Here is a 23,253-nt window from a genome sequence, read left to right on the forward strand (position 1 = left end):
GGGGTGCAAAACTGTTGTGATGCGGCTGTATCGAGACCGAGCTGTTGTGCTGCGCCAGCACAAGCTCGGCGAAGCCGACCGGATCGTGACCCTGTTGACTCGCGACCACGGACTGGTCCGTGCGGTGGCCAAGGGAGTCCGCCGCACCCGCAGCAAATTCGGCGCCCGATTGGAGCCGTTCGCGCACATCGACGCGCAACTGCATCCCGGACGCAATCTCGACGTCGTCACCCAGGTCGTCTCCATCGACGCGTTCGCCACCGACATCGTCAGCGACTACGGCCGGTACACCTGCGGGTGCGCGATGCTGGAGACCGCCGAACGTTTGGCCGGTGAGGAGCGAGCGCCGGCCCCGGCGCTACACCGGCTTACCGTGGGCGCGTTGCGCGCGGTGGCTGACGGGCGTCGGCCCCGCGATCTGTTGCTGGATGCCTATCTGCTGCGTGCCATGGGCATTGCCGGGTGGGCGCCGGCGCTGACCGAGTGCGCCCGCTGCGCCACCCCCGGTCCGCATCGCGCGTTTCATATTGCCGCCGGCGGCAGCGTCTGCGCGCACTGCCGCCCGGCCGGTTCGACCACACCGCCGCAGGGCGTGCTGGATCTGATGTCCGCACTGCACGACGGCGATTGGGAGGCTGCCGAGCAGTCACCGCAATCCCACCGCGGGTACGTCAGTGGATTGGTAGCCGCCCATCTGCAATGGCATTTGGAGCGGCAGCTCAAGACGTTGCCTCTGGTGGAACGGGTCTACCAGGCCGATCGCACGATTGGCCAGCGTCGCGCCGCGCTGATCGGGCAGGATACCGAGTGTGGCTAAAAGCGCCCGCAAGCTGAAATCCGCTGAATTTCCCCAGTTGCCTCCGGCGCCCGACGACTATCCGACCTTTCCCGATACGTCGACGTGGCCGGTCGTTTTCCCCGAGCTCCCGCCGTCGCCCGACGGTGGACCACGCCGGCCGCCGCAGCACATCTCGAAGGCGAGTGCCCCCCGAATTCCCGCCGACCGGTTGCCCAACCACGTCGCCATCGTGATGGACGGCAACGGACGGTGGGCTACTCAACGTGGGCTGCCCCGCACCGAGGGCCACAAGATGGGCGAAGCGGTGGTCATCGATATCGCCTGTGGTGCAGTCGAACTCGGGATCAAGTGGCTCAGTCTCTACGCCTTCTCCACTGAGAACTGGAAGCGTTCGGCCGAGGAGGTGCGCTTCCTGATGGGCTTCAATCGAGACGTGGTGCGCCGGCGTCGCGAGATCCTGAACCTGATGGGTGTGCGGATCAGGTGGGTGGGGTCGCGGCCGCGTCTGTGGCGCAGCGTCATCAATGAATTGGCGATCGCTGAGCAGGTGACCAGGAACAACGACGTCATCACCATCAACTACTGCGTCAACTACGGTGGCCGCACCGAAATCACCGACGCGACAAGGCAAATCGCTCGTGAGGTGGCCGCGGGCAGGCTGAACCCGGAGCGGATCAGCGAGGCTACCGTCGCCCGTCACATGCAGCGCCCCGACATCCCCGATGTGGACCTGTTCCTGCGGACCTCAGGCGAACACCGGTCCAGCAATTTCATGTTGTGGCAGGCGGCCTACGCCGAATACGTCTTCCAGGACAAGTTGTGGCCCGACTATGACCGCCGCGACTTGTGGGCGGCATGCGAGGAGTACGCCGCCCGCAACCGACGGTTTGGGAGCGCCTAGTGCCATCTCTGCCGGAGCGGCTGGCCTCGATTCTCGGCGACGTGCTGCCCGTCGACGAGGAACCCGACGGCGGGCTGACGGTCCGCCACGGCGATACGTTCGCATCGTTGCGGGTAGTGAATATTGCCGCGGATCTCGACCTGGTGTCGCTGACGCAGATTCTGGCGTGGGACTTGCCGCTGACCAAGAAGGTCAGCGATCAACTGGCCAGGCAGGCCCACGATCTGAACTTCGGCTCGGTCACTTTCACTGAAAAGGGCACTGAAAAGGGCACCGAGAAGCCAGCCAAAGGTACGCCGAAGACCGCGGACGTAATGCTGCGCTACAACTTTCCCGGCGCCGGCCTGACCGACGACGCCTTGCGCACCCTCGTCCTGCTGGTGCTGGACACCGGTGCCGAGATACGTCGGGTGCTGACGGCCTAAGTTCGGCCGCGAGCGTGCCAACAGCGTCACGCTCGGAGCGTGGCGCGCGGGCCCTAGGACCGGCAGTCCGAGCAGGTGCCGAAGATTTCGATGGTGTGGCTGACGTCGGAAAAGCCATGCTTGGTGGCGATTTCCGCAGCCCATACTTCTACCTCGTGGTCGCCCACCTCAACGGTGGAGCCGCAGCTGCGGCACACCAGATGATGGTGATGGTGTTCCGAGCACCTGCGGTAGACCGATTCGCCGGTGTCGGTGCGCAAGGTGTCGACCAGGCCGGCCGCGGCCATCGACTGCAGGGTGCGGTAGACGGTCGTCAGGCCGATGTTCTCGCCGCGGCGGCGCAGTTCGTCGTGTAGTTCCTGGGCCGAGCGGAACTCGTCAAGCGTTTCCAGCAGAGTCGAGATCGCCGCGCGCTGACGGGTGGAACGGACGCTGGCGCCGGTCATACAGCCTCGCCGGCGTGCGCAACCGCATCCACGACGATGTGCGCCAAGTGATGGTCGGCCAGCCGGTACAGCACCTCGCGGCCCGACCGCTCTCCGGTAACGACGCCCGCCGCCTTCAGAATCTTCAGATGCTGGCTGACCAGCGGCTGCGGCACGCCCAGCGCGTCGACCAACTCGTGCACGCAGCGCTGCGATTCCTGCAATTGCAACACCAGCGCGATGCGTACCGGTGCGGCCAGCGCGCGCAGCAATTCGCCCGCTGCGTCGAGAATTTCGCGTGGCGGCGGAATCGGGAAGTCCGGGGATCGATTCGCGCCGTGCTCGTGGCCGGCAACCCCGTCACCGGCCGCTTCCTCGGCGGCACTCGGCGTCGAGGGGGACGTCACCATATCGGAGTCACCACCTCGAGAAGTGCCGGTATTGGGAAGGCCTGCGGCCGACCTCCACTGTCACATGCGTGATGATGCATGTCAAAGACGGATACGGCCTCGTCGGGCCGATCGCTACCATGACTGATGTTTTGCATGCGCCTGCGCGTGCTTGCCCAAGTCCCCGAAGGGAGCGCACCACCCCGTGGCGTCCGTCATCGACACCGTAGTCAACCTGGCCAAACGGCGCGGCTTCGTTTTCCCCTCGGGCGAGATTTACGGGGGCACGAAGTCGGCGTGGGACTACGGTCCGCTGGGTGTTGAGCTCAAAGAGAACATCAAACGGCAGTGGTGGCGAGCGGTGGTCACCGGCCGCGACGACGTCGTCGGCCTCGATTCGTCGATCATCCTGCCGCGCGAGGTGTGGGTGGCATCCGGCCACGTCGAGGTCTTCCATGACCCGCTGGTCGAGTCACTGATCACGCACAAGCGCTACCGAGCCGACCACCTCATCGAGGCCTACGAGGCCAAACACGGTCAGCCGCCACCTAACGGACTGGCCGACATTCGTGACCCGGAAACCGGAGAGCCCGGTCAATGGACGGAACCGCGCGAATTCAACATGATGCTCAAGACCTACCTCGGCCCCATCGAGACCGAGGAGGGCCTGCACTACCTGCGGCCGGAAACCGCACAGGGCATCTTCGTCAACTTCGCCAACGTCGTGACTACCTCCCGCAAAAAGCCGCCATTCGGCATCGGCCAGATCGGAAAGAGCTTCCGCAACGAGATAACCCCGGGCAACTTCATCTTCCGCACCCGCGAGTTCGAACAGATGGAGATGGAGTTCTTCGTCGAGCCGTCGACGGCCAGGGAATGGCACCAATACTGGATCGATACCCGCCTGGGGTGGTACACCGAGCTCGGTATCGACCCGGAGAACCTGCGGCTCTACGAACACCCCAAAGAAAAGCTCTCGCACTACTCCGACCGCACCGTCGATATCGAGTACAAATTCGGATTCCAAGGCAACCCATGGGGCGAGCTGGAAGGCGTCGCCAACCGGACCGACTACGACTTATCCACGCACACAAAGCATTCCGGAACCGATCTGACTTTCTACGATCAGGTGAGCGACACTCGGTACACGCCGTACGTCATCGAACCGGCGGCCGGCCTTACCCGCTCTTTCATGGCCTTCCTCATCGACGCGTACACCGAGGACGAAGCCCCCAACGCCAAGGGCGGCATGGACAAGCGTTCGGTCCTGCGGCTCGATCCCCGGCTGGCGCCGGTCAAGGCCGCGGTGCTGCCGCTGTCCCGGCACGCGGACCTCAGCCCGAAGGCGCGCGACCTGGCGGCCGAATTGCGCAAATGCTGGAACATCGACTTCGACGACGCCGGCGCCATCGGCCGGCGCTACCGGCGCCAGGACGAGATCGGGACCCCCTTCTGTGTGACGGTCGATTTCGACTCGCTCGAGGACGGCGCCGTCACAGTGCGTGAGCGGGATGCCATGACGCAGGAACGGGTTGCGATCGACAAAGTCGCCGACTATCTGGCGGTCCGTCTCAAGGGAAGTTAGCAACCGCATCTCGCCGGGTCGCGTGTCGTTTCGGGTAACGCGCGGGGCGGCGGTTGAGAATATCCCGTTAGAGGAGGGGCGGTTAATGAACTTTTCGGTGTTGCCGCCGGAGATCAATTCGTTGCGGATGTTCTCTGGTGCGGGTGCGGGGCCGATGTTGGCGGCGGCGGCGGCCTGGCAGGGGTTGTCGCAGGAGTTGGGGTCGGCGGCGGATTTCTTTTCGTCGGTGACTGCGGGTTTGGCGGGTGGGTCGGGCGCGGCGTGGCAGGGTGCGGCGGCTGAGGCGATGGCGGCTGCGGCGGCTCCGTATGTGGGGTGGTTGAGTGCGGCCTCGGTGCGGGCTGCGCAGGCGTCGGCTGGGGCTGATGCGGTGGTGAGTGCGTTTGAGGCGGCGCAGGCGGCGGTGGTGCATCCGGTGGCGGTGGCGGCGAATCGGAATGCGTTTGTGCAGTTGGTGTTGTCGAACATTTTTGGGCAGAATGCGCCGGCTATTGCTGCTGCTGAGGGCGTGTATGAGGAGATGTGGGCCGCGGATGTGGCGGCGATGGTGGGGTATCACGGTGGGGCGTCGGCGGCTGCGGCTTCGTTGACGTCGTGGGGACAGAGTTTCTTATCGGCCCTGCCCGGTGTGTCCGGTTTGTCGGGCTTGCTGAGCGGCGCGTCCAGCGTGCCGTCGGCCGCGTCGCAAGCCGTCACGCAAATCGCCTTCAATCTTGGTTTGGGCAACGTCGGAAACTTCAACATCGGCAGTGGCAATTTCGGCAACTTCAACCTGGGCTTCGGCAACACGTTCGATAACAACCTGGGCAGCGGAAACTACGGCGACGACAACTGGGGCAGCGGAAACATCGGCACTGCCAACACCGGCAGCGGAAACATCGGTGATTTCAACTTCGGCAGCGGAAACTTCGGCAGTGGAAACATTGGCAGCGGCAACATCGGCAGCCTCAACCTGGCCAACGGCAGCTTCGGCACGCTCAACCTCCTGGGCGGCGGAAACCGCGCCGACTTATCCATCGGTAGCGGAAATATCGGCGACTTCAGCTTCGGCAGCGGGAACAACGGTGGTACCAACCTCGGGTTCGGAAACCTCGGTACCGGCAATATCGGATTCGGCAACAAGGGCAACGGCAACATCGGCTTCGGGCTCACCGGCAACGGTCAGTTCGGCTTCGGCAGTCTGAATACCGGCAGCGGAAATATCGGCTTCGGGAACTCCGGCAACAACAACATCGGCTTCTTCAACTCCGGCAACAACAACATCGGTTTCTTCAACTCCGGCGACGGGAACACCGGTTTCGGGAATGGCGGCAATTTCAACACCGGCTTCTGGAACGCGGGCAATTCCAACACCGGCTTCGGCAGTGCGGGCAACGGAAATCTCGGTATCTTCGACGGCGGAAATTCAAATTCCGGCAGCTTCAATGTCGGTTTTCAGAACACTGGGTTCGGGAATGCCGGTGCCGGAAACACGGGCTTCCTGAATTCGGGCGACTCCAACACCGGGTTCTTCAACTCCGGCAACGTCAACACCGGTTTCTTCAATGCCGGCAGCATCAACACCGGTGGCTTCAACGGCGCGGACCTCAACACAGGGTTCTTCAGCAGCTTCCAACAGAGCGGCCCCAATTCGGGCTTCGGAAACGCGGGAACGGGCAACTCGGGCTGGGGCAACGCCGATCCCTCGGGCCACGGAAACTCCGGTTTCTTCAACACCGGCACCGGCAACTCGGGCTTCTCCAACGCGGGCACGACTTCGTTCACCGGCTTCAACTCCGGATTCGGGAACATCGGCACCTTCAATGCCGGATTTACCAATGCGGGTAATAACCTCGCGGGCATCTCGAACTCGGGCGACGACAGCTCTGGCGCGGTTAACTCCGGCAATGACAACTCCGGTGGGTTCAACTCGGGCTCACAACTCTCGGGCTTCTTCAGGTAAGCGCGATCGGATCCCTGAACGCGCCGCGGACCACGGTCCGCGGCGCCGAACACGGGCATAGCACGGTCGCTGCTGGATGGTTGGTGCCGAGATCCAAAGTGTCGCGTGTCGTTTCGGGTAACGCGCGGGGCGGCGGTTGAGAATATCCCGTTAGAGGAGGGGCGGTTAATGAACTTTTCGGTGTTGCCGCCGGAGATCAATTCGTTGCGGATGTTCTCTGGTGCGGGTGCGGGGCCGATGTTGGCGGCGGCGGCGGCCTGGCAGGGGTTGTCGCAGGAGTTGGGGTCGGCGGCGGATTTCTTTTCGTCGGTGACTGCGGGTTTGGCGGGTGGGTCGGGCGCGGCGTGGCAGGGTGCGGCGGCTGAGGCGATGGCGGCTGCGGCGGCTCCGTATGTGGGGTGGTTGAGTGCGGCCTCGGTGCGGGCTGCGCAGGCGTCGGCTGGGGCTGATGCGGTGGTGAGTGCGTTTGAGGCGGCGCAGGCGGCGGTGGTGCATCCGGTGGCGGTGGCGGCGAATCGGAATGCGTTTGTGCAGTTGGTGTTGTCGAACATTTTTGGGCAGAATGCGCCGGCTATTGCTGCTGCTGAGGGCGTGTATGAGGAGATGTGGGCCGCGGATGTGGCGGCGATGGTGGGGTATCACGGTGGGGCGTCGGCGGCTGCGGCTTCGTTGACGTCGTGGGGACAGAGTTTCTTATCGGGCCTGCCCGGTGTGTCGGGGTTGGCGGGCGTACCGGCGGCGGCCGCGCAGGCGATCGGGGCAGCCGTGCCGGCGCCGCTGCAGGGCCTCAATTTCGGCTTCGGCAACATCGGCTCGCTCAATCTCGGTAGCGGCAACATCGGTGACACCAACATCGGTAGCGGCAATATCGGCAGCACGAACCTGGGCAGCGGCAACAACGGCAACCTGAACCTGGGCAGCGGTAACTTCGGCAGCCAGAACCTGGGCAGCGGCAATATCGGCAGCAGCAACCTGGGCGGCGGCAACATCGGCAACACCAACGTCGGCAGCGGAAACATCGGCAATACCAACTTCGGCAACGGCAACAACGGCGGCTCCAACTTCGGCAGCGGCAACTTCGGTAGCAACAACGTCGGCTTCGGCAACACCGGTAGCGGCAATTTCGGCTTCGGGAACACCGGCAACGGCAATATCGGCTTCGGGCTCACCGGTAACGGTCAGTTCGGCATCGGCGCACTCAACTCCGGCACCGGGAATATCGGCTTCGGCAACTCCGGCACCGGAAATATCGGCTTCTTCAACTCCGGCACCGGCAACGTGGGCTTTGGTAACTCCGGGGTCGGGAACACCGGCTTTGGCAACGGCGGCAACACCAACACCGGGTTCTGGAATGGCGGCAGCGTCAACTCCGGCGCGTTGAATGCCGGCGCCAGCAACTTTGGTTTCTTCGATTCCGGCAACTTCAACGCCGGCAGCTTCAACGCCGGAAACTCGAACACGAGCTTTGGCAACGCAGGCAACCTCAACACCGGTTTCTTCAACGCCGGCGACGTCAATTCCGGCTTCGCGAATGGCGGCGACACCAACACCGGATTCGCCAACAACGGCAACATCAACACCGGCGGATTCAACAGCGGAAACCTCAACACCGGGTTCTTCAGCTCGGTGAACCAGGTCGGCCCCAATTCAGGCTTCTTCAATGTCGGCACCGGCAACTCAGGCTTCGGCCACAACGACCCGGCCGGTAGCGGCAACTCCGGCATCCAAAACTCAGGTTTCGGCAACTCTGGTTACGTCAATACCAGCACCACGACTACGTTCGGCGGCAACTCCGGCATCTTAGACACCGGTTATGGAAACGCGGGTTTTTACAACGCGGCGGTGCAAAATGCAGGCATCTTCTTAGCCGGCGTAACGACGTCGGGCATTTTGAATTCTGGAACAGGTAGCTCTGGTGTTTTCAACGCCGGGAATGGAGTTTCGGGCTTCTTCCAGAATCTTTTCTAGTCCGCGGTCCATCGCCGCGTTACTGACGTGGCCGCTGTGACCCCTGAGGTGCGGCAACGCCCGTGGTCAGCGACGTGTTTGGTGCCGTGAGCAGGGTAAGCTCTCATTCTAAAGAGACAATAAATTTCGGTACGCTTTGGCCGCTATTTCCTGCAAAAAGCGATGCAGTTTGTCGGACCCATCGACATTTGTCTGGACACCCGTCCGGCCGGGTCCACACGGTGTGGCCTGCCGCATGCCCAGGATCGTGAATTCTTCGAAAAAGATTTGGCGAAAGTACAGACTTTTGGTGTCGGTTTGTCATACGATCCGGCCGTGGACAGTCGCGAGTACACGATCGCGGTTGGCATGTCGGAGCCGGCGCTGCGGCTGGCTGGTTTGGGGTTGCGATGATTCTCGATTTTGCATGGTTGCCACCGGAGATCAACTCGCTGCGGATCTTCTCCGGTGCCGGTTCGTCCCCGTTGTTCACGGCGGCCGCTGCCTGGGAGGGGCTGGGTGCGGATCTGCAAGCGTCGGTGACGTCGATTCAAAAAGTGCTTGCCGACCTGACCGGTGGGCCGTGGACCGGCCCGGCGTCGGTGTCGATGGCGGCCGCGGCGGCGCCGTATGTGTCGTGGTTGTCCGCTGCCGCGGCGCAGGCCGACTTGTCTGCCGGGCAGGCGCGGGCGGCGGCGACGGCGTTTGAGACGGCGTTGGCAGGCACCGTGCATCCGGCGGCGGTGGACGCCAACCGGGTGTCGCTGCTGTCGTTGATCTCGACGAACTTCCTGGGGCAGAACACTCCGGCGATTGCGGCCACCGAGTTCGACTACGTGGAGATGTGGGCCCAGGACGTCGCGGCGATGGTGTCTTACTTCACCGGGGCGGCGTCGGTGGCGTCGACCCTGACGCCGTTCAGCATGCCGCCGGTGAGTCTGGCCGGGCTGGCCTCCCAGATCGGCGCGCAGGTGACTTCGGCGGCTACGACTGCCACGGCGGCGATATCTCCGGCACTGCAGAGCGCGTCGACGGGCCTGGCGGGTGCGGTGACGGCGGTGCAGTCGGCGGCGTCGGCGGTGCCGTTGGGCGAGTTGCAGTCGTTCGCGCAGATCGCGATGTACCCGGCCAGCATGCTGATCAGCCCGATGATGCAGCTGGCCCAGATGGGCAACACGGGCGCGAACGCGGCAGGCCTGGCCTCGGCGGGAATGGCCGCCGCTGACATGCCCAAGTTCGTCGGTGACGTCGCTCCGGCGATGAAGGGCTTGGGTGGCGGATTGGGCGGTGCCGGAATGGCGGCCGACCTGGGCAAGGCGCACTTGGTGGGAGCGATGTCCGTGCCGCCGAATTGGCAGGGATCCATGCCCAAGGCGATGGCGAGTTCTGCGATGGCGGGCATGGGTCTGCCGACGGCCGCCGAGATGGCGGCGGCGGGCGCAACCGGGGGCGGTATGCCGGGAATGATGCCGATGCCGATGGGTATGGGCGGCGCTGGCGCCGGTATGCCCGGCGGAATGATGGGCCGGGGAGGCGCTAATCCGCACGTCGTTCAGCAGCGGCCCAGTGTGGTGCCGCGAACTGGCGTGGGATAGGGCGGGGGTGATCGGTCGGGGTTGTCAGCTGCAATTCGGCACGTGATCGTAATTGATTGTTTCGTTATGAAAGGACGGGTGTGATGGCTACTCGGTTTATGACCGATCCGCACGCGATGCGGGACATGGCGGGTCGTTTTGAAATGCATGCCCAGACGGTTGAGGACGAGGCCCGCCGGATGTGGGCGTCGTCGCAGAACATTTCGGGTGCGGGGTGGAGTGGTCTGGCCGAAGCGACCTCGTTGGACACCATGGGTCAGATGAACACGGCGTTCCGCAACATTGTGAACATGCTGCACGGTGTGCGCGATGGACTGGTTCGGGACGCGAACAACTACGAGCAGCAAGAGCAGGCCGCACAACAGACCCTGAGCAGCTAGCTCTCTCAAGCATTAGGAAGGATTGGCTATGACGATTAATTACCAATTCGGCGATGTGGACGCCCACGGCGCGCTGATTCGCGCGCAGGCGGCATCGTTGGAAGCTGAGCACCAGGCGATCGTGCGCGATGTGCTGGCAGCCGGGGACTTCTGGGGTGGCGCCGGTTCGGTGGCCTGCCAGGAGTTCATCACCCAGCTGGGCCGTAATTTTCAGGTGATCTACGAGCAGGCCAACGCCCACGGCCAGAAGGTTCAGTCGGCGGGCAGCAACATGGCCCAAACGGACTCCGCAGTGGGCTCTAGCTGGGCCTAGCGGTCAACACCTAGCTGACAAGGGCGCGGGCGACACCAGGGGGAACGGTGTCACCCGCGCTCTTGCCATGTTCGCCATTAACACCGAATGTCGGAAAATTAGTGAAACCTATGAACCTTGGTGTCGATTATCCTACGATTACGTGGGTTATCAGCGTGGATAACTCTCGGGGGTGTGACCTTCAAGTGCCGCTGACGCGGCTGGCCGGTTTGGGGTTGTAGATGATTTTGGACTTTTCGTGGTTGCCGCCGGAGATCAACTCGCTGCGGATCTTCTCCGGTGCTGGTTCCTCGCCGCTGTTCACGGCCGCAGCGGCCTGGGAGGCACTGGGGGCGGATCTGCAGGCGTCGGTGAACTCGATCCAATCGCTACTTGCCGACCTGACCGGCGGGCCGTGGACCGGGCCGGCCTCGGCGTCGATGGCGGCCGCCGCGACCCCATATGTGTCGTGGCTGTCCGCTGCGGCGGCGCAAGCCGACTTGTCGGCGGGGCAGGCGCGGGCGGCGGCTACGGCGTTTGAGACGGCGTTGGCGGCCACGGTGCACCCCGCGGCGGTGGACGCGAACCGGGTGTCGTTGTTGTCGTTGATCGCGACGAACTTCTTGGGCCAGAACACCCCGGCGATCGCCGCCACCGAGTTCGACTACGTGGAGATGTGGGCCCAGGACGTCGCCGCGATGGTCACGTACTACACCGGTGCGACATCGGTGGCTTCGACCCTGACGCCGTTCAGCGTGCCGCCGGTGAGTTTGGCCGGCTTGGCCCAGATCGGCGCTCAGGTGACGTCGGCGGCAACGAGTGCCACCGGGGCGCTATCGCCGACGTTGCAGAGCCTGTCGACGGGCGCCGCGGGGGCGGTGACGGCGGTGCAGTCGGCGGCGTCGGCGGTGCCGATAGGCGAGTTGCAGTCGTTCGCGCAGATCGCGATGTACCCGGCCAGCATGATGATCAGCCCGATGATGCAGCTGGCCCAGATGGGCAACACGGGCGCGAACGCGGCCGGGCTGGCTTCGGCGGGTATGACCGCCGCGGACATGCCGAAGATGGTTGGTGACATCACTCCTGCGGCGAAAGGCCTAGGTGGAGCGGCCGGCTTAGGCGCCGGCATGGACGCGGGTCTGGGTAAGGCCCGATTGGTTGGGGCGATGTCGGTGCCACCCACCTGGGAAGGGTCGATGCCCAAAGGCATGGCCAGCTCGGCGATGTCGGGCTTGGGAGCCAATGCCGCGGCATTGGAGGCGGCGGCGGCTCAGGGCGCGGGCGCCGGTGGTGGTATGCCGATGATGCCGATGCCCATGGGTGCCGGCGGCGCCGGCGCCGGTATGCCCGGCGGGATGATGGGCCGCGGCGGTGCCAACCCGCACGTGGTGCAGCAACGGCCCAGCGTGATTCCGCGCAGCGGAGTCGGATAAACAACACCGCATTCGGCACATCGGCTAACCGTGCTACGGAAGCCGATGTGCCTTTTGCGGTTTCAGGCGCGTTTTTTGGGCCTGTTTTCTTAAATCCGGCCCATTCCGCGGGTCATGAGAAAAACGCCGAGGACCGTGATCACCACTGCGAACGCCTGCTGTCGATGGGCTTTCACCACGCCGTGTACGGCTGACATCGCCTGGCCGGTCCATACCGGTGCGGCGAGCTGACTGACCAGCGGAAGCTCGATAAAGGCCAGTGCCACCAGTGTGTACACGCTGACAGCGCTGATCTGAGTGTGCACAGCGGCTCCCGAGGCCAGGATGGCGGCCAGCGCTGCCAGGTACCTGAAGTCCGCCAACATCCCGAATCCGAGGATGAAGGCCACCCGCAGCGGCTTAGCGTGCAGCGCATCCTGGGCCCGCGTCGACAATCGCGTGATTATCGGCGGTGACCCCAGGTGCGCGGTAGTGAGTCCGGGAATGCCCACTCGTGTCCGCGGGCGTGGGGATGGGCCGGGGGAGACGCCCACTGCCGCTGCGGCGATCAGCAATGCCAGCACGCCCATCGCAATTTGAATACGCCCGGCTGTAGAGCTGGCGGTGACGACCTCGATTCGGTGCATGACAGAAAGTGAGAAGTCGCGCAGACCGAAAAGTACGCCTGCCGCCAGGGCAACGCTCATCGCGATGCCGCCGAGCCAAAACGCCATTAGCGCACCCACGGCACGAGGCCGCGACGACAACAGAACACTCATCCCGATCCGAACCGGGTCTGCCGTCGCCACAAGAGCTAACACCAGCACCGTGCCCCACATGGCAGAGGACGGTACATCGGCGCCGCAGGGTAGCGAAACCCCTTTCAGGACACCGGTTTACCGATCACGGCCACATAACCTGAACGCCGGCCAATTTCTGGCGCCAGAGTAAGAACGCAGCTGGCAGAAGGCATCTCGACCAGAACCGGTATTCGGTCGCTGACCACGGACAATGCTCGCGGATGCTGGTGCCGAAGCTCGTCGCGAAATGGCTCTATGAGGGATCAATTAGGAATGTGGGATTAGATAAATTTTTCGGTGATGCGCCTTTACCCGCAAGAGTTTTTGGTCTGGGTGGTGCGGCGGCTGGCCGGTCGCGATCGGACCGCGATGGCGTTTGCTTTTGCGCGAAAATCCGCTTGCGACACGCCGGTTGGCGTGCCGCGATGGACCAGCGCCGTAACTATACCGTGATCTGGAATGTTTGCAGGGAGGCAGATTCGGTGATCGAAAACCCGCTCCGGGGAATGTCGCGCCGGGAGTTTTTCGCGAAACTCACCGGCGCCGGCGCCGCGGCGCTGCTCACAGACATCGCCGCCCCCGTGATCGAAAAGGCTTACGGCGCTGGGCCTTGCCCCGGTCACTTGAACGACATCGAGCACATCGTGTTGTTGATGCAGGAGAACCGGTCGTTCGACCACTACTTCGGCACACTTTCCAGCACTCACGGATTCAACGACCCGTCGACGAAGTTTCAGCAACCGGGCTGGAACCCGCAAACGCAGGCGCTCGACCCCGCCGGCATAACCATTCCGTTCCGCCTCGACACCACCCGCGGTCCCATCCTGGATGGGGAGTGCGTCAACGACCCCGACCATGCCTGGATCGCGATGCACAACTCGTGGAACAACGGCGGCAACGACAACTGGCTGCCGGCGCAGTCGGCTACCCGCACGGGCCCGTATGTCCCCATGGTGATGGGGTATTACACCCGCCAAGATCTGCCGATCCACCATCTGCTGGCCGACACGTTCACCCTGTGCGACGGTTATCACTGCTCGTTGTTGGGCGGCACGCTACCCAACCGGTTGTACTGGATGAGCGCCCAAATCGACCCCGCCGGCACCAACGGCGGACCGCAGCTGGTGGAGCCGGGATTCCTGCCGGAACAGCAATACAGCTGGCGCATCATGCCGGAGAACCTGGAAGACGCCGGCATCAGCTGGAAGGTCTACCAAAGCAAGGATGCGGGCCGCTTCATCAATACTCCGATCAGCAACAACGGACTGGTGCAGGCGTTTAAACAATCGGCAAACCCGCGGTCGAATCTGGCCCGGTTCGGCATCTCACCTAACTACCCGGGCGATTTCGCGGCCGACGTCAGAAACAACACGCTGCCCTCGGTTTCCTGGTTGGTGCCACCGTTCCTGCAATCCGAACACCCGGCACTGCCAGTGGCCCTCGGCGCCGTGGCGATGGTGAACGCGTTGCGGATTCTGCTGACCAATCCCGCGGTGTGGGAGAAGACGGCACTGATCATCAGCTACGACGAAAACGGGGGCTTCTTCGACCACGTGGTGCCGCCGACAGCGCCGCCGGGCACGCCCGGTGAATACGTCACCGTGCCCGACATCAATGCGGTGACGGGCTCCGGTGGCATCCGCGGTCCGATCGGCCTGGGCTTCCGAGTTCCGTGCTTGGTCATCTCGCCCTACAGTCGTGGACCGCTGATGGTCCACGACACGTTCGACCACACCTCGCAGCTGAAATTGATCAGGGCCCGATTCGGCGTCCCGGTTCCCAACCTGACCGCCTGGCGCGACGGTTTGGTCGGCGATATGACATCGACGTTCAACTTCGGAACGCCGCCCAACAGTTCCAAACCCAACCTGAGTCATCCGTTGCTGGCCGCGGTGCCCAGGCTGCCGCAGTGCATCCCCAATGTCGTGCTGGGCACTACCGACGGCGTACTGCCGGCCATTCCTTACCGGGTGCCTTTCCCGCAGGTGATGCCCGGCCAGGAGACCGCACCGGTTCGTGGCATTCCCAGCGGGCTCTGCAGCTAATTTCCTGCATTTCGCGAGCAAACCGCCACAACGACACGAGAATGCCGGCTGGCAAATAACTGGGATTCGAAGACGACACGCCGGTCACGGTGTCCCGGCTGAATGGCCCAACAACTATACCGTGATCTGGAAGCGGCGCAAGGAAGCCATCGAGGAGAGCGTGTGGGGAGCGAACACCCAGTCGACGGAATGTCCCGTCGGCAATTTTTGGCTAAAGCCGCCGCAGCCACCACCGCAGGGGCTTTCATGTCCTTGGCCGGCCCGATTATTGAAAAAGCTTATGGAGCCGGGCCCTGCGGCGGCCAATTGAGCGACATCGAACACATCGTGTTGTTGATGCAAGAAAACCGTTCTTTCGATCACTACTTCGGCACGATGTCTGCGGTCCGCGGTTTTGACGACACCACCCCGCCATTGGTATTCGCGCAACCGGGTTGGAACCCGCAAACACAGACCAACGACCCCGCCGCCTCCACGATCCCCTTCCGCTTCGACACGACCCGCGGGCCCCTGGTAGCCGGCGAATGCGTCAACGACCCAGACCACAGCTGGATCGCCATGCACAATTCGTGGAACAACGGCGCCAACAACGGCTGGCTGCCGGCGCAGGCCGCGAGCAGTACATTGCAGGGCAATACGCCGGTGACGATGGGCTACTACACCCGTCAAGACATCCCGATCCACTACATGCTGGCCGACACATTCACGGTGTGCGACAACTATTTCTGTTCGCTGCTGGGCGGAACCACCCCGAACCGTTGCTACTGGATGAGCGCGTGGAACGACCCCGATGGCACCCACGGCGGGCCGGTGATCTTGGAGCCCAACATCCAGCCGATGCAGAAATACAGCTGGCGCATCATGCCGGAGAATCTCGAAGACGCCGGCGTCAGCTGGAAGGTCTATCAGAACAAGCTCCTCGGGCCGCTCAACAACACAGTGGTCGGCTACAACGGACTGGTCAACGACTTCAAGCAGGCCGCCGATCCGCGGTCGAACCTGGCCCGGTTCGGCATTGCACCGACCTACCCGGTGGACTTCGCGACCGACGTGCGAACCAACCGGCTGCCGAAGGTCTCCTGGGTGCTGCCGGGGTTCCTGCTCTCGGAGCACCCGGCATTCCCGGTGTCCATCGGCGCGGTCGGGATCGTGGACGTGCTGCGCATCCTGCTGTCGAATCCCCCGCTGTGGGAAAAGACCGCGGTGATCATCAACTACGACGAAAACGGTGGCTTTTTCGACCACGTCGTACCGCCCACGCCGCCGCCCGGAACTCCCGGCGAATACCTCACCGTGCCTGACATCAACGCGGTACCGGGGTCGGGCGGTATCCGCGGTCCGATCGGTCTGGGTTTCCGGGTGCCCTGCATCGTCGTTTCGCCCTACAGCCGCGGCCCATTGGTGGTCAGCGACACCTTCGACCACACCTCGACGCTGAAATTGATCAGCAAGCGGTTCGGCGTCCCCGTGCCCAACATCAGCGCCTGGCGCGACGCGACGGTGGGCGACATGACCTCTACGTTCAATTTCGCCTCTCCGCCGAATCCGGCCAAACCCAATTTGGACCACCCGAGGCTGAAGGCTCTTCCCAAGCTTCCGCAATGCGTGCCCAACGCGATTTTGGGCACCACCACCAAGACGTCAATTCCGTACCGGGTTCCCTACCCTCAGATCATGCCCAACCAGGAAACCGCACCCGCCCGCGGAAAGCCCAGCGGTATCTGCTGAATTCAAAATTATCATTCGCCGTCAATTTGCCGGTAAGAACCCCATGCGCGACACGCCGATTGGCGGTTAGCCGTAAATCGTGTTTGTGACTATACGGTGAGCCGAAATATGCGAGGAGGCACGGTGGTGAAAAGCCCATGGCCATTCGCCGGAATGTCACGCCGAGAATTCCTGGCAAAGGCTACCGGCGCCGGTGCCGCCGCGTTTCTCACCGACTGGGCCGGCCCGGTGATCGAAAAAGCCTATGGAGCCGGCTCCTGCTCCGGGCACCTGTCCGATATCGAGCATGTCGTGCTGTGCCTGCAGGAGAATAGATCCTTCGACCACTACTTCGGCACGCTGTCGCAGGTCAACGGCTTCGACACCCCTACGCCGCTGTTTCAGCAGAAGGGCTGGAATCCGCAGACGCAGGCGCTCGACCCGGGCGGAATCACCCTGCCTTACCGCATCGATACGACCAGGGGACCCAACGGAGTCGGCGAGTGCATCAACGACCCGGACCACCAGTGGATTGCCGCGCACTTGTCGTGGAACAACGGCGGCAACGACGGCTGGCTCGCCGCGCAAGCCAAGACTCGGTCGGTCGCCAACACCCCCGCGGTGATGGGCTATTACGCGCGCCCAGACATACCGATTCACTATTTGCTGGCCGACACCTTCACGATCTGCGATAACTACCACGCGTCCCTGCTCGGCGGGACCATGCCCAACCGGCTCTACTGGATCAGCGCCACGGTCAACCCGGAAGGGGATAAGGGCGGGCCGCAGATAGTAGAGCCGACGATCCAGCCGAAGTTGACGTTCACCTGGCGCCTGATGCCGGAGAACCTCAGCGACGCCGGCGTCAGCTGGAAGGTCTACAACAGCAAATTGCTCGGCGGCCTCAATGACACGTCGCTGAGCCGCAACGGGTATGTGGGCAGCTTCAAACAAGCCGGCGACCCGAGGTCAGAGCTGGCTCGCTACGGGATCGCTCCCACCTATCCAGCCGACTTCGTCCGCGACGTCATCAACAACAGGCTGCCCCAGGTCTCCTGGGTGGTCCCGTTGACGGTCGAGTCCGAACATCCGTCGTTCCCGATAGCCGTCGGAGCGTGGACGATCGTGAACCTGATCAAGGCGCTGCTGCGCAACCCCGCGGTGTGGGAGAAAACGGCGCTGATCATCGCCTATGACGAACACGGCGGCTTTTTCGACCACGTCACACCACCCACGGGGCCGATCGGGACACCGGGGGAATGGATTCCCGACACGGTGGACATCAACAAAGTCGACGGCTCCGGTGGTATCCGTGGGCCCATCGGGCTGGGCTACCGCGTGCCCTGCTTCATCATCTCGCCCTACAGTCGCGGCGGGCTGATGGCCCATGACCAGTTCGATCACACGTCGCAGCTGCAATTCATCGGTAAGCGGTTCGGCGTTCCGGTTCCCAACCTGACCCCGTGGCGGGCCAGCGTGACCGGGGATTTGACGTCAGCGTTTAATTTCGCCGTTCCGCCCGATCCGTCGCGACCCAATCTGGACCACCCGGTGCGCCAACTGCCCAAGGTGGCTAAGTGTGTGCCCAATGTGGTGTTGGGCTTTTTGAATGAAGGCTTGCCGTATCGGGTGCCTTATCCCCAGATAATGCCCGCCCAGGAGTCCGCCCCGGTCCGCGGGATTCCGAGCGGCATCTGCTGACCACGCGTCGGCTCTTGAACACATTGCGCCCCAACCGGTTTCCAGGCGGATTGCCGGTGCGTGTCGCCGGCGCCGGCCGGTGCCGGAGCCCTTGCCGAGCAAACGCTTGGTTGGGATGGTGCCTCAGTATTGCATCAGCAGGGACCGGCGCGACTGCGTCGGATGGGTTAAGGATCTGGTCATCTTTTTTGATCGCGTGTGTACTAAGGGCAGAGAAATTCGGGAATTAGAGATATTGTCCAAAGTGTTGCCTTACGATGCGGAGTGCTCGGTGGTGCGTAGTTGACCATTGAGCGTTGGTTATCGAGATCGGCACTGGAAGGGGACAGCGTGCTTTTGCCTCTGGGTCCGCCCTTGCCGCCTGACGCTGTGGCGGCTAAACGGGGTGAGTCGGGCATGCTCGGCGGGTTGTCGGTACCGCTCAGTTGGGGCGTTGCCGTTCCACCCGACGACTATGACCACTGGGCGAAGGAGTCCGAAGAGGGTACCAATGTCGAGCTTGTACCGGGTGCGGTTGATCCCGAACCGGTCGAACAAGACATGGGCGAGTGGGATGAGTGGGCTGCGTGGCGTGAGTGGGAAGCCGAGAACGCAGAACCTCAGTTCGAAATGCCACGTACTAACAGCGGTGTGGTTCCGCATTCTCCGGCGGCCGGTTAAGAGAGAAGGGGGGAGACGTCGTTGTTTTGCAGGTGGTCAACGACTCTGGACGTCCCTCGGCCGCTGACCGCAACAGCCAATCTGCACGATGTAATTAAGTCCAAGAAATAAGGAGAACAGTCAACATGGCAACACGTTTTATGACCGACCCGCACGCAATGCGGGACATGGCGGGTCGCTTTGAGATGCACGCCCAGACCGTTGAAGACGAGGCCCGCCGGATGTGGGCGTCCTCGCAGAACATCTCCGGCGCTGGCTGGAGTGGTCTGGCCGAGGCCACCTCGCTGGACACGATGGGCCAGATGAACACGGCTTTCCGCAACATCGTGAACATGCTGCACGGTGTGCGCGATGGCCTGGTTCGTGACGCGAACAACTACGAGCAGCAAGAGCAGGCTGCGCAGCAGACCCTCAGCAGCTAACGCCACTAGACCTTTACAAGCTAAGGAGAACAGGTTCGATGACAATCAACTACCAGTTCGGCGATGTCGACGCTCACGGTGCTCTCATCCGCGCACAGGCTGCGTCGCTCGAGGCCGAGCACCAGGCCATTGTTCGCGATGTGCTGGCTGCCGGTGACTTCTGGGGTGGCGCCGGTTCGGTGGCGTGCCAGGAGTTCATCACTCAGCTGGGTCGCAACTTCCAGGTGATCTACGAGCAGGCCAACGCTCACGGCCAGAAGGTTCAGTCCGCCGGCAGCAACATGGCGCAAACTGACAGCGCCGTCGGCTCCAGCTGGGCCTGACAAGTTCGGTTAGCGGCGGCGCACCGCTCTGCTAGCGGTGGTGCGCCCGTCCGCACCGGTTGACTGCGCACGACCTGCGCATGGGCAGCAATAGCTCCCGTGTGCAGGCGTGCGCAGTCCCCATTTCTGGACCAAATTTCTAGACCAATGTCCAAAGCCACTTAGAAGCGGCCGCCGCCACCCATGAAGCCGCCGCCGGAACCACCGGACGAACCGCCGGACGAACCGCCGAACGAGGTAGGGCTCCAGCCGCCGAATCCGCCTCGCATGCCTCCGCTGAGCAGGTCGCCGATGATGATCCCGCCGAGCATCGCGCCCAGGTCGTTTCCGCCCCCGCGGCTGGTGTAGGTCTGTTGAGCCGCTTGCACGTCGGCGTTGGCCAGTGACTGCGCATTGGCGGCCAGCGTCGACGCCGCGTTGGCATAGCCAATCGCTTCGGTCAGGTTCGTCGATTTCCGTTCTTCCGCCGCGTGCAGCTGCCGCTTAGCCTCGGCGAGCCGGGTGCGGGCTTCGGGTCCGACGCTGCCGCGGCGGGTGTCGATGTAATCAGACACTGCGCGCACCCGCGACTGTGCGGTGAACAACGCCTGCTCGAATGAACGGGTCAGCCGATCGGCATCGGCCTTCTCTTGAGCCAATACACTCAGCAGCCGGTTGAGGTCCGCGTCGGCCTTGGTCAGCTCGGCAAACGCGCTCAGGGGATCGGCGGAGCCGCCCGGAGCGCGCGAGTGGTCCAGGGCCCTGGCCGCCGCATCGCGCGCAGCGACCAGTTCACCGGCATGCGCAGCGGCGTTGCTCTGATGCAATTGCGCGTTTGCGTTCTTGATGCCCGTCGAAATGTCAGCAACCAGCGACGGCAGCGCGGCAACGGCATGGCGGATGTCGCCCGCCGCGCTGTCGACCGCATCGAGCAGCGCGCGGGCCTGTCCGAGCGCGGATTCGGCGGCCCGTACCGCATCGACCAGCTGGGCCTGTTGTCCGGCCACCGCTTGGCCGGCCAGCTCCCGGGCCGCACTGATGTTGCGGTCGGCGAACGCCAGCCGCTCGTTGGCGGTCGTGACATTGCCGGCTACCGACGCTAGTGCCGCGGACCCGAATTCGGTGCGCAACCCGGCCAGATGCTGTTCGGTCGGGGCGACCCGGGTGGTGAGTTCGACGTACTGCTGGGTCAGCAGGTCGAGTCGGGACGGGGCGTTGATCACCAGATCGCGCAGCTTCTCGAACGCTTCGGTCTGAGACTCGAGTGCGCGGTCGGCCTGCGCCGCGGACACGATGACCCGGGTGAGTAGGTCGCGGCGCTGCTCCGGCGTTTCGGGCACGCTGTCGTCGAGTTGCTGACGAACCGTAAATGCTTGGGAAAGAGCAGCTTTGGCGTTGTTCACCGATTGGGTGAAAGGCGCGGTCCGCTCGTCTCCGAACTCGTCGATCGCCAGTGCGAGCTCGTTGGTGCTGGTGCGCACCGCGTTGTCGACGTCCACCACCATCGATCGCGACAGATCGTCGAGGATATCCAGCGGTAGCGCGGCCAGTGCCCGCGCGTCGGTCGGATCGACTCGTCGCGCAGCGGTCAACGCGTCGGCGCGCCGCCGCCGCCGGCGCCGGCGCATCACGATCAGCAAGACAATTACGGCCAGAACGATGACGCCGAGCAGGCTCAGCAGCACCAGCGGAGCCGACGAACTGGATGACTTGTTCAGGCCGTTGGCCGCCGCAATGGCCGCACCGCTCCAGTCTCCGTTGCGCAGCGCCGGCTCGATCTGGTTGTGCCGCAGGTTGTCGATCTGGCTCTCGTTAAGGCCTTGCACCCCATTGGATACCAGGAAGGCATAGGCACGATCGGTGGTGGCCACCGCAAGCAGCGCGTCGTAGTTACCCAGATCGCTGGTCCGCATTGTCCGTTGCGCCCAGTTCACCGCGCTCTGGTCGGAGAAGTTGTCGACGTAGACCACCCAGAGCCGGACCCGGCGGTCGGTGTAGAGCTTGTCGATGGCCGACGTGATCGCTGCCCGGCCGGAATCGTTGAGCACGCCCGCGTTGTCGGTGATGTAGCCGGACAGCCGAAACGGTGGTTGCGCCCCGGCGGGCGGCGCCAGCAGCAACCCGGTAGCGAGGATGGTCAGAATAACGCCGAGCAGGCGGGCAATGCGCATAGGAGCCAATTTAGTGTGCGCGAGACCTCCGATCCGTGCTCTCCCTGGCAGACTGTGGATCGGTGACCACGAATCAGCAGGACCCCTACGACGACTTCGACCGTGAGCGACGGGTACCCGAAGCGCCGAAGACCGCGGGCCTGCCGGGCACCGAAGGCCAGCACCGCACCGACTTCGCCCGGGACCGGGCCCGGGTGCTGCACAGCGCAGCGCTTCGCCGGCTGGCTGATAAGACGCAGGTCGTCGGGCCGCGGGAGGGCGACACTCCGCGTACCCGGCTGACTCATTCGCTGGAAGTGGCCCAGATCGGGCGGGGAATGGCGATCGGACTGGGCTGCGACCGAGACCTCGTCGAGCTGGGGGGCTTGGCCCACGACATCGGACACCCGCCTTACGGGCACAACGGCGAGCGGGCACTCGATGAAGTGGCGGCCGGCTTCGGCGGTTTCGAGGGCAATGCGCAGAACTTCCGCATCCTGACCAGCCTTGAGCCCAAAGTCCTTGACCCGCAAGGACGTAGCGCGGGACTCAACCTGACCCGGGCGGCCCTGGATGCGGTCACCAAGTACCCGTGGACACGTGGCAACGGGCCGGGGACGGGGCGCAAGTTCGGCTTCTACGAGGAGGACCGGGCCGCGGCTGACTGGGCCCGCTCGCACGCGCCCGCTGATCGCGCGTGCCTGGAAGCCCAGGTGATGGACTGGGCCGACGATGTCGCGTATTCGGTTCACGACATCGAGGACGGCGTCGTATCCGAACGCATCGACCTGCGGGTGCTGGCCGACGAGGACGAGGTTGTCTCGCTGGCCAAGCTGGGGGAGAGCGAGTACTCGCGGGTGCGTGCCGACGACTTCATGGAGGCCGCCCGAAGGTTGTCCGGGCTGCCGGTGGTAGCCGCGGTCGGCAAATACGACGCCACACTGACGGCCGCGGTCGCGCTCAAAAGGCTGACCAGCGAACTGGTCGGCCGCTTCGCGTCGGCAGCGATCGCAACGACCCGTGCGGTGGCCGGCCCCGGGCCGCTGGTGCGTTACCAGGCCGATCTGCAGGTGCCCCATCTGGTTCGGGCCGAGGTCGCAGTGCTCAAAATCCTGGCGCTGCAATTCATCATGTCCGACCCCCGGCATCTGGAAACCCAGTCCCGGCAGCGCGAATGCATCCACCGGGTGGCGCAGTGGCTGCTGGCCGGGGCGCCGCAGACGCTCGACCCGGTCTTTGCCGCGGCGTTCAACACCGCCGCGGACGACCGCGCCCGGTTGCGGGTGGTCGTCGATCAGATCGCCTCGTATACCGAGGGGCGGCTGGAACGTATCGACGCCGGAACCACCAAAGTCAACGGCTCAGACTGAGCCC

21 protein-coding genes are annotated in these 23,253 nt (G+C 63.9%); 17 read left to right on the forward strand and 4 right to left on the reverse strand.

The genetic code is table 11. The features are described 5' to 3' along the window. Positions 1-19: 19 nt before the first annotated feature. Genes recO through AWC27_RS01570 form a run of 3 tightly spaced genes read left to right on the forward strand, consistent with a single transcriptional unit; the run spans position 20 to position 2,125 of the window. Positions 20-817 carry a DNA repair protein RecO gene (recO, locus tag AWC27_RS01560; RefSeq protein WP_083114183.1) on the forward strand — a complete coding sequence of 266 codons (798 nt, stop codon included), beginning with the start codon at positions 20-22 and terminating at the stop codon, positions 815-817. Next, the gene (locus AWC27_RS01565; protein WP_085668872.1) at positions 810-1,700 is read left to right on the forward strand and encodes a decaprenyl diphosphate synthase; all 891 of its coding nucleotides are present in this window, start codon (positions 810-812) and stop codon (positions 1,698-1,700) included. Before recO ends, AWC27_RS01565 begins: the two co-directional genes overlap by 8 nt. Further along, positions 1,700-2,125 carry a hypothetical protein gene (locus AWC27_RS01570; protein ID WP_085668875.1) on the forward strand — a complete coding sequence of 142 codons (426 nt, stop codon included), beginning with the start codon at positions 1,700-1,702 and terminating at the stop codon, positions 2,123-2,125. The genes AWC27_RS01565 and AWC27_RS01570 overlap by 1 nt, the downstream gene beginning before the upstream one ends. 53 nt (positions 2,126-2,178) lie before the next feature. On the opposite strand, the gene AWC27_RS01575 is transcribed toward AWC27_RS01570, so the two are convergent. Then, complete coding sequence (locus AWC27_RS01575; protein ID WP_085668877.1) at positions 2,179-2,571, reverse strand: Fur family transcriptional regulator; 393 nt, start codon at positions 2,569-2,571, stop codon at positions 2,179-2,181. Then, the gene (locus AWC27_RS01580; RefSeq protein ID WP_085668879.1) at positions 2,568-2,960 is read right to left on the reverse strand and encodes an ArsR/SmtB family transcription factor; all 393 of its coding nucleotides are present in this window, start codon (positions 2,958-2,960) and stop codon (positions 2,568-2,570) included. The genes AWC27_RS01575 and AWC27_RS01580 overlap by 4 nt, the downstream gene beginning before the upstream one ends. Before the next feature lie 151 nt (positions 2,961-3,111). Here AWC27_RS01580 and AWC27_RS01585 point away from each other — a divergent pair, with 151 nt between their 5' ends. The 7 genes from AWC27_RS01585 to AWC27_RS01620 all read left to right on the forward strand — a co-directional run bounded on the left by AWC27_RS01585 (position 3,112) and on the right by AWC27_RS01620 (position 12,113). Continuing rightward, positions 3,112-4,524, forward strand: a complete 1,413-nt coding sequence (locus tag AWC27_RS01585) for a glycine--tRNA ligase (RefSeq protein WP_211281532.1) — start codon at positions 3,112-3,114, stop codon at positions 4,522-4,524. Positions 4,525-4,609: 85 nt separating this feature from the next. Further along, entirely contained in the window at positions 4,610-6,466 is a 1,857-nt protein-coding gene (locus AWC27_RS01590; protein ID WP_085668884.1) for a PPE family protein, read from the forward strand. 168 nt (positions 6,467-6,634) lie between these two features. Beyond that, entirely contained in the window at positions 6,635-8,434 is a 1,800-nt protein-coding gene (locus AWC27_RS01595) for a PPE family protein (protein WP_085668886.1), read from the forward strand. A gap of 389 nt (positions 8,435-8,823) precedes the next feature. Next, positions 8,824-10,008: a PPE family protein gene (locus AWC27_RS01605; RefSeq protein WP_085668888.1), complete on the forward strand. Its 1,185-nt coding sequence runs from the start codon at positions 8,824-8,826 to the stop codon at positions 10,006-10,008. An 83-nt stretch (positions 10,009-10,091) separates the two neighbouring features. Further along, positions 10,092-10,388 (forward strand): WXG100 family type VII secretion target, encoded by a 297-nt coding sequence (locus AWC27_RS01610; RefSeq protein ID WP_083114169.1) that lies wholly within the window; start codon positions 10,092-10,094, stop codon positions 10,386-10,388. Between the two features lie 28 nt (positions 10,389-10,416). Beyond that, the gene (locus AWC27_RS01615; protein WP_083112432.1) at positions 10,417-10,701 is read left to right on the forward strand and encodes a WXG100 family type VII secretion target; all 285 of its coding nucleotides are present in this window, start codon (positions 10,417-10,419) and stop codon (positions 10,699-10,701) included. A 221-nt stretch (positions 10,702-10,922) separates the two neighbouring features. Then, the gene (locus AWC27_RS01620; protein ID WP_085668889.1) at positions 10,923-12,113 is read left to right on the forward strand and encodes a PPE family protein; all 1,191 of its coding nucleotides are present in this window, start codon (positions 10,923-10,925) and stop codon (positions 12,111-12,113) included. Between the two features lie 89 nt (positions 12,114-12,202). Here the strand turns inward: AWC27_RS01620 and AWC27_RS01625 are convergent, their stop codons facing one another. Further along, positions 12,203-12,931 carry a GAP family protein gene (locus AWC27_RS01625; protein WP_085668890.1) on the reverse strand — a complete coding sequence of 243 codons (729 nt, stop codon included), beginning with the start codon at positions 12,929-12,931 and terminating at the stop codon, positions 12,203-12,205. A 467-nt stretch (positions 12,932-13,398) separates the two neighbouring features. On the opposite strand from AWC27_RS01625, the gene AWC27_RS01630 reads away from it, so the two are divergent. The 6 genes from AWC27_RS01630 to AWC27_RS01655 all read left to right on the forward strand — a co-directional run bounded on the left by AWC27_RS01630 (position 13,399) and on the right by AWC27_RS01655 (position 19,750). Beyond that, complete coding sequence (locus AWC27_RS01630) at positions 13,399-14,937, forward strand: phospholipase C (protein WP_085668920.1); 1,539 nt, start codon at positions 13,399-13,401, stop codon at positions 14,935-14,937. Between the two features lie 189 nt (positions 14,938-15,126). Further along, on the forward strand, positions 15,127-16,665 hold the full coding sequence (locus AWC27_RS01635; protein ID WP_085668891.1) for a phospholipase C: 1,539 nt from the start codon (positions 15,127-15,129) through the stop codon (positions 16,663-16,665). Positions 16,666-16,818: 153 nt separating this feature from the next. Next, positions 16,819-18,345 carry a phospholipase C gene (locus AWC27_RS01640; RefSeq protein ID WP_085668892.1) on the forward strand — a complete coding sequence of 509 codons (1,527 nt, stop codon included), beginning with the start codon at positions 16,819-16,821 and terminating at the stop codon, positions 18,343-18,345. A 330-nt stretch (positions 18,346-18,675) separates the two neighbouring features. Further along, positions 18,676-19,005 (forward strand): hypothetical protein, encoded by a 330-nt coding sequence (locus AWC27_RS01645; protein ID WP_372511112.1) that lies wholly within the window; start codon positions 18,676-18,678, stop codon positions 19,003-19,005. A 125-nt stretch (positions 19,006-19,130) separates the two neighbouring features. Further along, positions 19,131-19,427 carry a WXG100 family type VII secretion target gene (locus AWC27_RS01650; RefSeq protein ID WP_083114169.1) on the forward strand — a complete coding sequence of 99 codons (297 nt, stop codon included), beginning with the start codon at positions 19,131-19,133 and terminating at the stop codon, positions 19,425-19,427. A gap of 38 nt (positions 19,428-19,465) precedes the next feature. Continuing rightward, on the forward strand, positions 19,466-19,750 hold the full coding sequence (locus tag AWC27_RS01655; RefSeq protein ID WP_083112432.1) for a WXG100 family type VII secretion target: 285 nt from the start codon (positions 19,466-19,468) through the stop codon (positions 19,748-19,750). Between the two features lie 161 nt (positions 19,751-19,911). Here the strand turns inward: AWC27_RS01655 and AWC27_RS01660 are convergent, their stop codons facing one another. Then, complete coding sequence (locus tag AWC27_RS01660) at positions 19,912-21,900, reverse strand: TPM domain-containing protein (protein WP_085668893.1); 1,989 nt, start codon at positions 21,898-21,900, stop codon at positions 19,912-19,914. Between the two features lie 62 nt (positions 21,901-21,962). On the opposite strand from AWC27_RS01660, the gene AWC27_RS01665 reads away from it, so the two are divergent. Beyond that, entirely contained in the window at positions 21,963-23,249 is a 1,287-nt protein-coding gene (locus AWC27_RS01665; RefSeq protein WP_085668894.1) for a deoxyguanosinetriphosphate triphosphohydrolase, read from the forward strand. Positions 23,250-23,253: the final 4 nt, after the last annotated feature.

It is taken from the genome of Mycobacterium szulgai, from assembly GCF_002116635.1.
Lineage (GTDB): Bacteria > Actinomycetota > Actinomycetes > Mycobacteriales > Mycobacteriaceae > Mycobacterium > Mycobacterium szulgai.

Bases quoted from the DNA above. Each gene is read 5' to 3' on its own strand.
- AWC27_RS01630 (WP_085668920.1), top strand. From the start codon at position 13,399: ATGTCGCGCCGGGAGTTTTTCGCGAAACTCACCGGCGCCGGCGCCGCG.
- AWC27_RS01655 (WP_083112432.1), top strand. From the start codon at position 19,466: ATGACAATCAACTACCAGTTCGGCGATGTCGACGCTCACGGTGCTCTC.
- AWC27_RS01615 (WP_083112432.1), top strand. From the start codon at position 10,417: ATGACGATTAATTACCAATTCGGCGATGTGGACGCCCACGGCGCGCTG.
- AWC27_RS01650 (WP_083114169.1), top strand. From the start codon at position 19,131: ATGGCAACACGTTTTATGACCGACCCGCACGCAATGCGGGACATGGCG.
- AWC27_RS01660 (WP_085668893.1), bottom strand. From the start codon at position 21,900: ATGCGCATTGCCCGCCTGCTCGGCGTTATTCTGACCATCCTCGCTACC.
- AWC27_RS01625 (WP_085668890.1), bottom strand. From the start codon at position 12,931: ATGTGGGGCACGGTGCTGGTGTTAGCTCTTGTGGCGACGGCAGACCCG.
- AWC27_RS01635 (WP_085668891.1), top strand. From the start codon at position 15,127: ATGTCCCGTCGGCAATTTTTGGCTAAAGCCGCCGCAGCCACCACCGCA.
- AWC27_RS01595 (WP_085668886.1), top strand. From the start codon at position 6,635: ATGAACTTTTCGGTGTTGCCGCCGGAGATCAATTCGTTGCGGATGTTC.
- AWC27_RS01605 (WP_085668888.1), top strand. From the start codon at position 8,824: ATGATTCTCGATTTTGCATGGTTGCCACCGGAGATCAACTCGCTGCGG.
- AWC27_RS01620 (WP_085668889.1), top strand. From the start codon at position 10,923: ATGATTTTGGACTTTTCGTGGTTGCCGCCGGAGATCAACTCGCTGCGG.
- recO (WP_083114183.1), top strand. From the start codon at position 20: ATGCGGCTGTATCGAGACCGAGCTGTTGTGCTGCGCCAGCACAAGCTC.
- AWC27_RS01610 (WP_083114169.1), top strand. From the start codon at position 10,092: ATGGCTACTCGGTTTATGACCGATCCGCACGCGATGCGGGACATGGCG.
- AWC27_RS01580 (WP_085668879.1), bottom strand. From the start codon at position 2,960: ATGGTGACGTCCCCCTCGACGCCGAGTGCCGCCGAGGAAGCGGCCGGT.
- AWC27_RS01575 (WP_085668877.1), bottom strand. From the start codon at position 2,571: ATGACCGGCGCCAGCGTCCGTTCCACCCGTCAGCGCGCGGCGATCTCG.
- AWC27_RS01640 (WP_085668892.1), top strand. From the start codon at position 16,819: ATGTCACGCCGAGAATTCCTGGCAAAGGCTACCGGCGCCGGTGCCGCC.
- AWC27_RS01590 (WP_085668884.1), top strand. From the start codon at position 4,610: ATGAACTTTTCGGTGTTGCCGCCGGAGATCAATTCGTTGCGGATGTTC.